This is a genomic window from Streptomyces sp. NPDC093109, from assembly GCF_040701725.1.
In the GTDB taxonomy this organism is placed as follows: domain Bacteria; phylum Actinomycetota; class Actinomycetes; order Streptomycetales; family Streptomycetaceae; genus Streptomyces.
The window spans coordinates 42,969-55,793 of sequence record NZ_JBFBEZ010000023.1; the positions used below are offsets into that span (position 1 = coordinate 42,969).

Consider the following 12,825-nt stretch of genomic DNA (forward strand, 5'->3'; position numbering starts at 1 on the left):
GCCCGATCAGCGCGGCGGGCGCTTCAGGCGCGCCACGAACTTGTAGCGGTCGCCCCGGTAGACGGACCGCACCCACTCCACCGGCTCGCCGGCCCCGTCCAGCGAGTGGCGCGAGAGCATCAGCATCGGCAGGCCGACGTCCGTACCGAGCAGGCCGGCCTCGCGCGGGGTGGCGAGCGAGGTCTCGATGGTCTCCTCGGCCTCGGCCAGATGGACGTCGTACACCTCGGCCAACGCCGTATAGAGGGACGTGTACTTGACGAGCGAGCGGCGCAGCGCCGGGAACCTCTTCGCCGACAGGTGCGTTGTCTCTATCGCCATCGGCTCGCCGCTGGCCAGCCGGAGTCTCTCGATGCGCAGGACGCGTCCGCCGGTGGTGATGTCGAGCAGCCCGGCGAGGGTGTCGTCGGCGGTGACGTAGCCGATGTCCAGCAGCTGCGAGGTGGGTTCGAGGCCCTGGGCCCGCATGTCCTCGGTGTACGAGGTGAGTTGCAGGGCCTGCGAGACCTTGGGCTTGGCGACGAAGGTGCCCTTGCCCTGGATGCGTTCCAGCCGGCCCTCGACGACCAGCTCCTGGAGCGCCTGGCGCACGGTGGTGCGCGAGGTGTCGAACTCGGAGGCGAGGGTGCGCTCGGGCGGCACCGGTGTGCCGGGCGGCAGCGTGTCGGTCATATCGAGCAAGTGCCGCTTGAGCCGGTAGTACTTGGGCACGCGCGCGGTGCGGGTGGGGGTGCTGGGAATGCTGGGGATGCCGGGAGGAGTGCCGCTCTCGGTGTCCGTACCGCCCGCATCCGTGGCCATGGCCCGCCTTCCCGAGTCGTGCGCTGCTGCCGTCACCGGCTCCTCCGTCTGTCGCGGCTCACATGGTGGCACGGTCCTGCGACGAGAGTGCCATCCGATATGGCCCGCCCTCAGATGTCGGTCCGGTAACGGACCTGACTGCCCTTCTTATACACCCTTGACACCCCTAAAGGTCTAGGCCAAGCTCCCGGTACTGGTCTAAACCATTAAAGACCAGGGGTACGGGCATCCCTGAGGAGGGTGGCGTGAAGCGCAAGTTCATCGCGGCGATGGGCGTCGCGGGCATGTTGGCCGGCGTAGCGGCGTGCGGCTCGGGCGATTCGGGCGACTCCAAGGGCGGCGCGGCCAAAGGCGAGTCCGCCAAGGAGTTGACCGTCTGGCTGACGGTCGATGCCCAGAACAACTGGCCGGAACTGGTCAAGGCCGCCGACGCGGCCGTCACCGAGAAGCACCCGGGCATCAAGATCAAGCACGAGTACTACGGCTGGCCCGACAAGAACACCAAGCTCGACGCCGTCCTCGCCACCGACAAGGCACCCGACGTGGTCGAGATGGGCAACACCGAGATGCTCGGCTACACGGTGAAGGGCGCCTTCGCCGAGCTGGATCCGGCCGCGTTCGACAACTCGGACGCCTGGCTGGACGGCCTGAAGTCGTCGGTCACGTACGGCGGGAAGACTTACGGCGTGCCGTACTACGCGGGCGGCCGGGTGGCCAACTGGCGCAAGGACGTGGCCGCGGCGGCCGGCGTCAAGGCCGTCCCGAAGACGTACCCGGAGCTGACCGCCGCCCTGGACAAGATCCAGGCGAAGAACGGCGACAAGTTCAGCGCCTGGTACCAGCCCTCGCGCGACTGGTACGCGGCGATGTCCTTCGTATACGACGCCGACGGTGCGATCGCCGAGGAGAGCGGCGGCTCGTTCAAGGCCACGCTCTCCTCGCCCGAGTCGGTCAAGGGCCTCAAGGAGTACAAGCGGGTCCTCGACGCGTATATGAAGGGCGACAAGACCAAGGACGAGTCCGACCGTTACATCGTCTACGGCCAGGGCAAGTCCGGCATGATCTTCGGTTCGGCCTGGGAGGGCGGCGCGGCCGAGGACCCGAAGGCCGACAAGACCGGCAAGCTCAAGGGCAATCTGGAGAACTTCGTGATGCCGGGCCCGTCCGGCGGGAACATGCCCGTCTTCCTCGGCGGCTCCGACCTCGCCGTCCCGGTCAAGTCCAAGGCCAAGGCCGTAGCGGCCGAGTGGATCAACGCCTTCACCGGCGGCAAGGGCCAGCAGGGTCTGATCGCCAAGGGCAACCTGCCGAACAACAAGACCGATCTCGCCACGCTGAAGGGCGACCCGGCGACCGCCGTCCCGGCCACCGCCGCGGAGTCGAGCTGGTTCGTGCCGATGGCTCCGGGCTGGGGGCAGGTCGAGAAGGCGCAGGTCCTCCAGACGATGCTCCAGTCCATCGCCACGGGCAAGAAGTCGGTGGAGGAGGCCGCGAAGGACGCGGACACCGCCATCGACAAAGTCATCAACACCAAGTGACCCGACGGTGCCGCTGAGGAGCGCGCGATGAGCGCCGTGGAGACAACGACCCCCGAGCAGCCGCCCGTACGGCGCGATCCGGCGCGCGGCGGCGGGGGACAAGGGGAAGGCCGAGCCCGGGTACCCGGGCAGGGCGTGAAGAAGCCCGGCGCGGGCGCCGGAGCGCGCGCCCGCGCCGGCGCGGCGCCCTGGCTGCTGCTCGCGCCCTGTCTGGGCGTCCTGCTGCTGGTCCTCGGCTATCCGCTGACGCGGCTGGTCACCCTCTCCTTCCAGACGTTCGGCCAGTCCCAGCTCTGGGGCTTCCAGGCCCCGGAGTTCACGGGCTTCGACAACTTCGCCGGCATCCTCGGCGACGGTGAGTTCTGGGCGGTCGTCGTCCGTACGGTGCTCTTCGCGGCCGGCGCGGTGATTCTCACCATGGTGCTCGGCATGCTGGTCGCCCTGCTCCAGCAGCGGGTCTCCCGCTGGGTGCGGACCCTGGTCAACATCGCGCTGGTGGCGAGCTGGGGGATGCCCGTCCTGGTCGCCATCACCATCTTCAAGTGGATGTTCGACTCGGACTACGGCGTCCTCAACTGGGTGCTCAGCAGGCTCCCCGGGGTCGATCTGATCGGGCACAACTGGTTCGCCAGCGGCCCCCAGGGGCTCGCGGTGATCATGCTGCTGGTGGTCTGGGGCGCCGTTCCGTTCGTCGCGATCACCCTCGGCGCCGGACTCACGCAGGTCCCCAAGGAGCTGGAGGAGGCCGCCCGCCTCGACGGGGCGGGCGCCTGGGGCGTCTTCCGCCATGTCACCGTACCGATCCTCAAGCCCATCATCGTGATGCTCGCGACGCTCTCGGTGATCTGGGACATGAGCGTCTTCCCGCAGGTCTTTGTGATGCGGGGCGGCCACCCGGAGGCCGAGTTCCAACTGCTCACCACGTACGCGTACGACCGGGCCTTCGTGGTCAACGACTACTCCCAGGGCTCGGCGATCGCGCTGATCACGGTCTTCCTGCTGCTGGGTGTGATCGCCGTCTACATGCGCCAGATGCTCAGGATCGGAGAGGTGGAGTGACCGCGAACGCGCCCACCGCCACAGCACCCCGTACTCGTCGGCCGGGAAACAAGTTCGGCTGGAACCTGCTCGGGCTGCTCGTCTTCCTGGTCGCCGGCTTCCCCGTCTACTGGATGCTGAACACGGCGTTCAAACCGGCCGGGGAGGCGATCGACCCCGACCCGCACTTCTTTCCCCGTACGTTCACGCTGGACAACTTCCGCCGGGCGCTGAACATCGCCGACTTCTGGGGGCCGGTCGGGCGCTCGCTGCTCGTCTCGTCCGTCGTCGTGGTCATCGGCATCGCCGTCGGGCTGCTGGCGGCCCTGGCCATCTCGCGGTTCGCCTTCCGGGGCCGAAAGATTGTGATCGTCGGCATCCTCGCCGTACAGATGGTCCCGCTGGTCGCCATGATCATTCCGGTCTTCCTGCTCCTCAACGACCTGGGGCAGTACGACAGGCTCTCCGGTCTGGTCATCACGTACCTGACCTTCATCCTGCCCTTCACGGTGTGGACGCTCCGGGGCTTCATCGTCAACATCCCCAAGGAGCTGGAGGAAGCGGCGATGGTCGACGGCTGCTCCCGCACCGGCGCCTTCCTTCGGGTGGTTTTCCCGCTGCTCGCCCCGGGCATGGTCGCCACCTCCGTCTACGGCTTCATCCAGGCGTGGAACGAGTATCTGTACGCGCTGATGCTGATGAGCCAGCAGAATCAGACCGCGACCGTCTGGCTCTCGAACTTCTCCACCAAGCACGGAACCGAGTTCGCTCCGATGATGGCGGGCTCCACGATGATGGCTGTGCCCATCGTCCTTCTGTTCCTGCTGGTCCAGCGCAAGATGGCAGCGGGTCTGACGGCCGGCGCCGTGAAGGGTTAGGAAGCCGATGACGAAGCTCGCCCCCCGTACGGACAGCCTCACCCGCGACGCCCTCGCCGTCCTCCAGCCGGGTTTCGTGGGCACCACCGCGCCCGACTGGCTGCTGCGGCGGCTCGACGAGGGCCTCGCCTCGGTCGGACTCTTCGGCAGGAACGTCTCCTCACCCGAACAGCTCGCCGCGCTCACCGAGCGCCTGCGCGCCGAGCGGGACGACGTCCTCGTCGCGATCGACGAGGAGGGCGGCGACGTCACCCGGCTGGAGGTACGGCGGGGCTCCTCCTTCCCCGGCAACTACGCGCTGGGCACCGTCGACGACCCCGACCTCACCAGGAACGTCGCCCACGAGCTGGGCCGGCGGCTCGCCGCGTGCGGGGTGAACTTCAACTGGGCGCCGTCCGCCGATGTGAACTCCAACCGGGACAACCCGGTCATCGGCGTACGGTCCTTCGGCGCGCACCCCGAGCTGGTGGCCCGGCACACCGCCGCTTACGTCGAGGGCCTCCAGCGCGCCGGGGTCGCCGCCTGTACCAAGCACTTCCCCGGCCACGGTGACACCGCCGTGGACTCGCACCTCTCGATGCCCCGGATCGACGCGGACCCGAACACCCTGCACAAGCGGGAGCTGGGACCGTTCCGCGCGGCGATCGCGGCGGGCTCCCTGGCGGTCATGAGCGCGCACATCCTGCTCCCCGCGCTCGATCCGGAGCTCCCGGCGACCCTCAGCACGCGGATCCTGACCGGGCTGCTCCGCGAGGAGCTGGGGTTCCAGGGCCTGATCGTCACCGACGGCATGGAGATGCAGGCGATCGCCTCGACGTACGGGATCGAGCGCGGCTCCGTCCTCGCCGTCGCCGCGGGCGCCGACGCGATCTGCGTCGGCGGCGGACTGGCGGACGAGGACACCGTGCTGCGGCTGCGCGACGCCCTGGTGGCGGCCGTACGGGCGGGCGAACTCCCCGAGGAGCGACTGGCCGACGCCGCCGCGCGGGTGCGCGCGCTCGCCGACTGGGCGCTGCGGGGCAGGGGGACGCACGGGCCGGGCGCGGACACGCAGGAGGGGACCGCGCCCGGCGCGGGCGCTCCCGTCGGCCTGGTCGCGGCCCGTCGCGCCGTACGGGTGACGGGGACGGCCCAGCCGTTGACGCGGGCGCCGTACGTCGCCGCGTTCACCCCTGTCGCGAACATCGCCGTCGGCGACGAGACGCCGTGGGGGCCCGCGGCGGAGCTGGAGCGGCTCCTCCCGGGCACCGGAACCGGCTCGTACAGCGGCGACCGGAGCGCCGAGCGGCCGGTGGACGACCTGGTCGCGGAGGTACTGGCGGCGGCGGGGGACCGTACCGTCGTCGCGGTCGTCCGCGATGCCCACCGCCACCGCTGGATGGCCGAGGCCCTGACCGCGCTGCTCGCGGCGCGGCCCGGCACGTTCGTCGTAGAGATGGGCCTCAACGAGGCGGCACCCGCCGGAGCCCTGCACATCGCCACGCACGGCGCGGCGCGGGTGTGCGGGCGGGCGGCGGCGGAGGTCATCACGGGCGTCTCGCCTCCCGGCGAGGGGCCGTGGTCGGGTTTGGGCTGAGCCCGGTGGGCACCTGCGGGTTGCCTTCCGGCGGGGGCCGTGGCTTGTCTTGGGCGGGGCCCGGTTCGTACGTGCGGGTTGCCTCCCGGCGAGGGTCCGTGGTCTCGGGTGTCTTGGGGGGCCCGGTGCACACCTGCGGGTTGTTGCCGGGTGCCCCTCCGGGGGCACGTGCCCGGACTGCACGATTTACGCCGCGTGCGGGCCGGAACACACAGCGCGGGTCTCGTTCAGCGGCACAAATCGCACTTTACGTCCGGACACATACCCCCTGCGGTGCCCCCTTCACCGGCCCGTCACGGACCCACCCGCCCCGGCCGGGCCGGGTGGTTTGCGCGCGAGCCGACCAGCGACCCGAGGGGGCCGGGGTCGCAGGAGGTGACGTCCCCGGATGTAAAGCGCGATTTGTGCCGCTGAACGCACCCGCGGACTGAGAACCGGCCCGCACGCGGCGTAAATCGTGCATCCGGGGATGCGCCTCCGGAGTGCCCCGGCACCCGGCACCGGAACCAACCAGCCGCACCCCGCAACGCACCGCTAACCCACGGCCCCCGCCGGGAGGCGACCCCGCCCCGGCCCCCGGCACCGCGTGCACCGGCTCGGACCCCGCACCGTCAAAGACCACGGCCCCCCGCCGGGAGGCGACCCCGCTATATGTGCTGCCAGGCCGGCTTCGACGCGTACGTCGCACGGAAGTAGTCCGCCAGCTTCAGCCGACCGGCCGCCGCCTCGTCCACGATCACCGTCGCATGCGGGTGCAGTTGGAGCGCCGAGGCCGGTACAAGCGCGGCCACCGGGCCCTCGACCGCCTGGGCCACGGCCTCCGCCTTGCCTTCGCCGGTGGCGAGGAGCACCAGGTGGCGGGCCTCAAGGATGGTTCCGATGCCCTGGGTGATCACGTGGTGCGGCACGTCGTCGGGTGAGTCGAAGAAGCGGGCGTTGTCCGCGCGGGTCCGTGGGGTCAGCGTCTTGATACGGGTGCGGGAGGCGAGCGACGAGCAGGGCTCGTTGAAACCTATGTGGCCGTCCGTGCCGATGCCGAGCAGCTGGAGATCCACCCCGCCCGCCTCGGCCAGCGCCCGGTCGTACGCCTCGCACGCCGCCTGGACGTCCTCGGCGCTGCCGTCGGGACCGAGGAAGGCGCCCTCCTCCAGCCCGAGCGGCTCGACCACCTCGCGCAGGACGACCGAGCGGTACGACTCGGGGTGGCCGGGGGGCAGCCCCACGTACTCGTCGAGCTGTGCGATCCGGGCGCGCGACACGTCGACCGCGCCGGCCCGTACCCGGTCGGCCAGCGCCTGGTAGACGGGCAGCGGGGTGGAGCCGGTGGCCACCCCCAGCAGGGCATCGGGCTTGCGGCGGAGCAGGGCGGCGATGCTGTCGGCTACGAGCGTGCCGCCGGCCGGGGCGTCCTTGACGATGACAACTTCCACGCGGGAGACCTGCCGATCTGGGGCTGGGATGGGACGCACGGTACGAGCAGATGTGGTATAGACCAATTCTACCAGAGGGGGCCGGGCGCGTCCCATGCCCGGTGGCGGGAGTTCGACGGACCGTGGTCGACTGGGAACCGGGGGTTCCGGGAGCGTGAGCGACTTGGAGGCGATCCCGCATGTCTGCCGCGTATCCGGAGGACGGCCCCGTCGAGTGGCCCGGCCGGCTGATGTCCGCCGAGGTCACCGAGCAGCCCGCCGTGCTGCGGCGGATCCTCCAGGACGGCGAGCCGCGCATCCGCGAGGTCGCGGCGGTGATCGCGGCCCGCAAACCGCGCTTCGCGCTGCTCGCCGCACGCGGCACCTCGGGCCACGCGGCCCTCTACGGCAAGTACCTGCTGGAGATCAGGCGCGGGCTGCCCTGCGGGCTCGCCTCCATGTCCACGACGACGACCTACGGGGCGCACCCGGATCTCACCGGCGTGCTCTTCGTCGCCGTCAGCCAGTGGGGCGGCTCGCCCGATCTCGTGGCGTCCACCTGGGCGGCCAGGGAGGCCGGGGCGATCACCGTCGCACTGACGAACAACCCCGACTCGTCGCTGGCGGCCGTCTCGGAGTTCCACATCGATGTGCTGGCCGGCCCGGAACGGGCGCTGCCCGCCACCAAGTCGTACACCGCCTCACTGCTCTCCCTTTACCTCTTCGTCGCGGCGCTCGGCGGCGGCGAGCTGGGCGGTCCCCACGACGACCGCCCGTCCCTCGCGCCGCTGCCCGACCTGGCCGAGGAGATCGTGGCGCGCCGGGAGGAGATCCGTACGCTCGCCGCCCGGTACCGCTTCGCCGAGCGGGTCGTCGTCACCTCGCGCGGCTACAGCTATCCGACCGCCCAGGAGGCGGCGCTGAAACTCATGGAGACCTGCTACCTGCCCGCGCTCGCCTTCTCCGGCGCGGACATGCTGCACGGCCCGCTCGCGATGGTCGGCGACACCTCGGCGGTGATCGCGGTCGTACCCGACGGCAAGGGCGGCGAGGCGCTGCGTCCGGTCCTCGACCGGCTGCGGTCCCGGGGCGCCGATCTCTTCGTGATCGGTACGGAGGCGGAGGTGCGCCGGGCGTCGACGGGCTTCGTCCTGCCGACGCGGGGGGTGCCGGAGCGGCTCCAGCCGATCCTGGAGATCCTGCCGCTGCATCTGCTGGCGTACGAACTCGCCCTCGCCCGGGGGCACGACCCGGACGTTCCGCGCGCGATGGCCAAGACGCCGGAATCCCGCTGATACTCCGCGGTGAAGCCACCCGCGGGCCGCGGCGCCGGGTCGGGACCCTCAGCCCGCTCGGCACCGCAGCCCGGAATGCTCGGCCGGCGGGTGTGCGGTCCCGCGCGGCCGTGGGAGAGGTCCCGTCGCAGTCAGGGCAGAGAGCGTCCGGGTCCTCGGTCCACCCTCCTGTGCGGGGAGGATGGGGGCTTTTGTTCGATCGTGGTTCCCATTGTGGACTAGACCGCTTCTCCCGGCCAGACCCAGGTCCGGGCGGATCTGGATGTGCCACGCGGGTACGCTCGCGGGTGTGCCCTCCATGAACGACCTCGTACGCCAGCACACAGCTCTCGGTGAATCCGACCTGGAGTGGCTGCATCTGCTGGTTTCGGAGTGGCAGCTGCTCTCCGACCTCTCCTTCGCCGACCTCGTGCTCTGGGTCCCCACCCGCGACGGCACCCGTTATGTCTCCGTCGCCCAGATGCGCCCCAACACCGGCCCCACCTCCTACCAGGACGACATGGTCGGCCATCTCGTGCCGCGCGGCCGGCGTCCGCTGCTGGACGCCGCGCTCGACGAGGGGCGGATCGTCCGGGAGGGCGACCCCGAGTGGCGCGAGGAGGTGCCCGTACGCGTCGAGTCCATCCCCGTGCGCCGTGAGGGGCGGGTCCTCGGCGTCATCGCGCGCAACACCAACCTGCTCACCGTGCGCACCCCGAGCCGGCTGGAGCTGACGTATCTCCAGTCCGCCTCCGACCTGGCCCAGATGATCGCCGCGGGCTCCTTCCCGTTCCCCGGCCAGCAGGTCGACATGGACTCCTCGCCGCGCGCCGGCGACGGACTGATCCGGCTCGACGCCGACGGGATCGTGCAGTACGCGAGCCCCAACGCGCTCTCCGCGTACCACCGGCTGGGGCTCGCCTCCGACCTGGTCGGGCACCATCTCGGCCGGACCACCGACGAACTGGCGCCCGCGCGCGGCCCGGTGGACGAGGCCATGGTCAAGCTGGCCAGCGGTTACGCGCCCCGGGAGACCGAGGTCGAGGGCGGCGACGGCGTCATCCAGCTGCGGATCATCCCGCTCAAGCCCAAGGGCGTCCGGATCGGTTCGCTGGTGCTCCTCCACGACGTGACGGAACTCCGTCGGCGCGAGCGCGAGTTGATCACGAAGGACGCGACCATCCGGGAGATCCACCACCGGGTGAAGAACAACCTCCAGACGGTCGCGGCGCTGTTGCGCCTCCAGTCGCGGCGGATGGAGTCGGAGCGCGGCCGGGCGGCGCTCAACGAGGCGGTCCGGCGCGTCGGTTCGATCGCGATCGTCCATGAGACGCTGTCCCAGAATCTGGACGAGCGCGTCGAGTTCGACGAGATCGCCGACCGGGTGCTGGCGATGGTCTCCGAGATCTCGCCGGGCACGGTCGTCTGCCGCCGTACGGGACGGTTCGGCATTCTGGACGCCGAGGTGGCGACGCCGCTGTCGATGGTCCTCACCGAGATTCTCCAGAACGCGCTTGAACACGCGTTCGCCCAGGGGGAGCACGGCACGGTCGATGTCTCGGCGGTGCGCGGCGGCGGCGAGGCGCAGGCGGGCCGGGGACGTGCGGCGCACGCGGACGACGCGCGCCTGATGATCACCGTCCAGGACGACGGATGCGGGCTGCCCGAGGGGTTCGATCCGCAGCGCGGCGGCAATCTGGGGCTCCAGATCGTGCGGACGCTGGTGGAGGGCGAGTTGGGCGGCACGTTCGACATGGTGCCGGCGCCGGTGCGCGGTACGCGGGTGATGCTGGACATCCCGGTGAAGCCGCAGAAGTAACGGAAGTGCGCGGAAGCGGTGGAAATCGCCGTGCACGGAGAGTAATTGTGCTCGTACGGCGACCGTTTGTGCACGAGGGCTCCGCGTGTACGAGGGCCCCGCGTGTGCGACCGTCCCGAACACAGCAGCGAGCCCCGGACCGTGGTGTCGGTCCGGGGCTCGGTTCGAAGCTCACACTGCGATGCGCATCGGGGGGTACTGCGCGCTGCGTTTCGGGGGCGGGGCTATGCGTACACGCTGTACGCTCCGCCGTCCAAGGCTTGTGGCAGGGGGCTTCAGGCGGTCGCGTTACGCGCCCGGTTGCGAGCGGCACGGCGCTTCATAGCGCGGCGCTCGTCCTCGCTGAGGCCACCCCAAACACCCGAGTCCTGGCCGGACTCGAGCGCCCACTGCAGACACTGCTCCATGACGGGGCAGCGACGGCAGACGGCCTTGGCTTCCTCGATCTGCAGCAGCGCAGGACCGGTGTTGCCGATGGGGAAGAACAGCTCGGGGTCTTCCTCGCGGCAAACGGCGTTGTGACGCCAGTCCATGGCTGCTACCTCTCTTGTGTATGACGTGCAGGTTGCTTGTGAATGTGAACGCTTTCACGAATCCCTCGACAAGGGAAGGGCCGACCGCCAGCGGACTGGTGTGGTCCTTGTGTTTGAGGAGGGGTTCTGGCTCCCGTGGAGGCCGATGTTGCGGGCCGTCCCGATCGCCATGTAGAGACTCGCAAACCTCGGCGGCGGATACAACCCCTTCTGGAAAGTTTTTTTGGATTCCTCGGTGTCGACTAGGTCACAGCCGTACTTCCATGGGGTGGATCCCAGCCTAAACGTTCGAGTGAAAGGAGTTTCGGTCCTTCTACTCACACAATCACACGCAGTGCACGGCGAACGCCTGTGAACGTCACGCTCGTACGCACTCCAAGGTGGTCACCGTCCATCTGAAAAGGGAGGGGCGCCTTGGAATGCAAGGTGAAGTCGGTCAGGTCGTGCAGGGATACCGCGTGGCGCCCGTGGGGGCCCCGGTCGGGGGTCGATGTGAGCAGTTGAGTCCCATATATGGCGGCTGCCGAGGTCGACATGCTGGTCAGCCCGAGGACGTCGAGCGCCGAGTCGAAGGAGGCCGTGGGGGACGAGTACAGCGGGCGATTGCCCAGGTAAGTGTAGGGAGCGGTGTTGCAGATTATGGACAGCACGAGATCCTCGACAGGATCCTCACCGGGCCGTTCCAAAGTGATCATTCCGTGCCGGCGGTGCGGTTCCTCCAGGAACTGACGCATCACCTGTCGTACATAAAGCGCGTGTGTCGAACGCTTTCCGCGTTCCCGGTGCTGTTCGACCCGGCCGACCACTCCCGCGTCGAATCCGAATCCCGCGTTGAAGGTGAACCAGCGGGCCGGCGCGGCTTCGTCGTCCGAGCCCGGCGTGCCGGCCGCCAGTCCCAGACCGACCGTACGTTCGCTCCGCAGCGCGAGCGCGTCCAGGATCGCGCCGGTCGCCTCGACCGCGTCGTTCGGCAGTCCGAGCGCGCGGGCGAAGACATTGGTCGAGCCGCCGGGGACGACCGCGAGGCGCGGCAGCCGGTCCGGGTCGGGTCCGTGGTGCAGCAGACCGTTCACGACCTCGTTGACCGTGCCGTCCCCGCCGAGCGCCACGACCAGCTCGATGTCGTCGGACTCGGCGGCCCGGCGGCCCAGGTCGCGGGCGTGCCCCCGGTACTCCGTGGTCACGGCCTCCAGCTTCATCTCGCTGGCCAGCGCGTGGATCAGTACGTCGCGGGTGCGGGCGCTCGTAGTGGTTGCTGCCGGATTGACCACGAGGAGTGCGCGCATGACGAGCAGATTACCGGCCGAACGGGCCCCGGTCGCCCCCGGTCGCCCCCGGTCGTTCCCGGCCGGGCGGCGGACGGCGGCGGGCGGTGGCTACGCTGCTGGGGTGAGCAGCGACAAGAAGCGGCCCCGACCCGCGAGCGCCCCCGAACCGCCCGAGCCCGCCGGAACCGACGGCCCGGACGGTCCGGGTGATGCGGCCGGTCCCGGTGATGCGGGCGCGCGCCCCGGCCGGCTGACCGGGGCGGCGGCCGTCTGCGCGGTCGAGGCGCTCGCGCTCTTCGTCTGGGGGGTGTACCTGCTGGTGATGGGGCTGCTCGGGCGGCCCGACAGCCCGCAGCAGGCCGAGATGGGCGGGATCACCCTGATCGCGCTCGGCGCCATCCCGCTGCTGGCCGCACGCGGGCTGCTGCTGCGCCGTAGCTGGAGCCGGGGGCCCGCGCTGATCACCCAGATCATGGCGCTGCCGGTCGCCTACACGCTGCTGACCTCGACGGGCGGGCTGATCCCCGCCGGTATCGCGCTCGCGGCGCTCGCCGTGACGGGGCTGGTGCTGATCGTCAACCCGACGACCACCGAGGCACTCGGCATCCGGGGGCCGGCGGGCGGCGCGTAGGCCTGTCCTGGCCCCGCCCCGCCGCCGTACCACCGGGCCGTACGCCGGCACGTGTTTCCG

11 protein-coding genes are annotated in these 12,825 nt (G+C 70.4%); 7 read left to right on the forward strand and 4 right to left on the reverse strand.

Translation table 11 applies throughout. From position 1 onward, the window contains the following. Nucleotides 1-6 precede the first annotated feature (6 nt). Complete coding sequence (locus AB0389_RS22250; RefSeq protein ID WP_366397188.1) at nt 7-801, reverse strand: GntR family transcriptional regulator; 795 nt, start codon at nt 799-801, stop codon at nt 7-9. Between the two features lie 245 nt (nt 802-1,046). Between AB0389_RS22250 and AB0389_RS22255 the strand changes: the two genes are divergently transcribed. The 4 genes from AB0389_RS22255 to AB0389_RS22270 are packed head-to-tail and all read left to right on the forward strand — an operon-like array spanning nt 1,047 to nt 5,831. Continuing rightward, entirely contained in the window at nt 1,047-2,339 is a 1,293-nt protein-coding gene (locus AB0389_RS22255) for an extracellular solute-binding protein (RefSeq protein WP_366397189.1), read from the forward strand. A gap of 27 nt (nt 2,340-2,366) precedes the next feature. Next, nucleotides 2,367-3,398, forward strand: coding sequence for a sugar ABC transporter permease (locus tag AB0389_RS22260; protein ID WP_366397190.1), 1,032 nt, complete (start codon nt 2,367-2,369; stop codon nt 3,396-3,398). Further along, nucleotides 3,395-4,255, forward strand: coding sequence for a carbohydrate ABC transporter permease (locus AB0389_RS22265; protein ID WP_366397191.1), 861 nt, complete (start codon nt 3,395-3,397; stop codon nt 4,253-4,255). The genes AB0389_RS22260 and AB0389_RS22265 overlap by 4 nt, the downstream gene beginning before the upstream one ends. A 7-nt stretch (nt 4,256-4,262) precedes the next feature. After that, on the forward strand, nt 4,263-5,831 hold the full coding sequence (locus AB0389_RS22270) for a glycoside hydrolase family 3 N-terminal domain-containing protein (RefSeq protein ID WP_366397192.1): 1,569 nt from the start codon (nt 4,263-4,265) through the stop codon (nt 5,829-5,831). A gap of 647 nt (nt 5,832-6,478) precedes the next feature. Here the strand turns inward: AB0389_RS22270 and nagB are convergent. Next, complete coding sequence (gene nagB / locus AB0389_RS22275; protein ID WP_366397193.1) at nt 6,479-7,261, reverse strand: glucosamine-6-phosphate deaminase; 783 nt, start codon at nt 7,259-7,261, stop codon at nt 6,479-6,481. Nucleotides 7,262-7,440: 179 nt separating this feature from the next. Here nagB and AB0389_RS22280 point away from each other — a divergent pair, with 179 nt between their 5' ends. Further along, on the forward strand, nt 7,441-8,535 hold the full coding sequence (locus AB0389_RS22280; RefSeq protein WP_366397194.1) for an SIS domain-containing protein: 1,095 nt from the start codon (nt 7,441-7,443) through the stop codon (nt 8,533-8,535). 298 nt (nt 8,536-8,833) lie between these two features. Continuing rightward, nucleotides 8,834-10,333 carry a PAS domain-containing sensor histidine kinase gene (locus AB0389_RS22285; protein WP_366397264.1) on the forward strand — a complete coding sequence of 500 codons (1,500 nt, stop codon included), beginning with the start codon at nt 8,834-8,836 and terminating at the stop codon, nt 10,331-10,333. A 275-nt stretch (nt 10,334-10,608) separates the two neighbouring features. Here the strand turns inward: AB0389_RS22285 and AB0389_RS22290 are convergent, their stop codons facing one another. Together AB0389_RS22290 and AB0389_RS22295 are read right to left on the reverse strand one after the other, a co-directional pair. Next, on the reverse strand, nt 10,609-10,866 hold the full coding sequence (locus tag AB0389_RS22290) for a WhiB family transcriptional regulator (RefSeq protein WP_004937597.1): 258 nt from the start codon (nt 10,864-10,866) through the stop codon (nt 10,609-10,611). A 317-nt stretch (nt 10,867-11,183) separates the two neighbouring features. Further along, entirely contained in the window at nt 11,184-12,152 is a 969-nt protein-coding gene (locus AB0389_RS22295) for a diacylglycerol kinase family protein (protein ID WP_366397195.1), read from the reverse strand. A gap of 232 nt (nt 12,153-12,384) precedes the next feature. On the opposite strand from AB0389_RS22295, the gene AB0389_RS22300 reads away from it, so the two are divergent. Beyond that, nucleotides 12,385-12,765 carry a hypothetical protein gene (locus AB0389_RS22300; RefSeq protein WP_366397265.1) on the forward strand — a complete coding sequence of 127 codons (381 nt, stop codon included), beginning with the start codon at nt 12,385-12,387 and terminating at the stop codon, nt 12,763-12,765. The last annotated feature ends 60 nt before the right edge of the window (nt 12,766-12,825 follow it).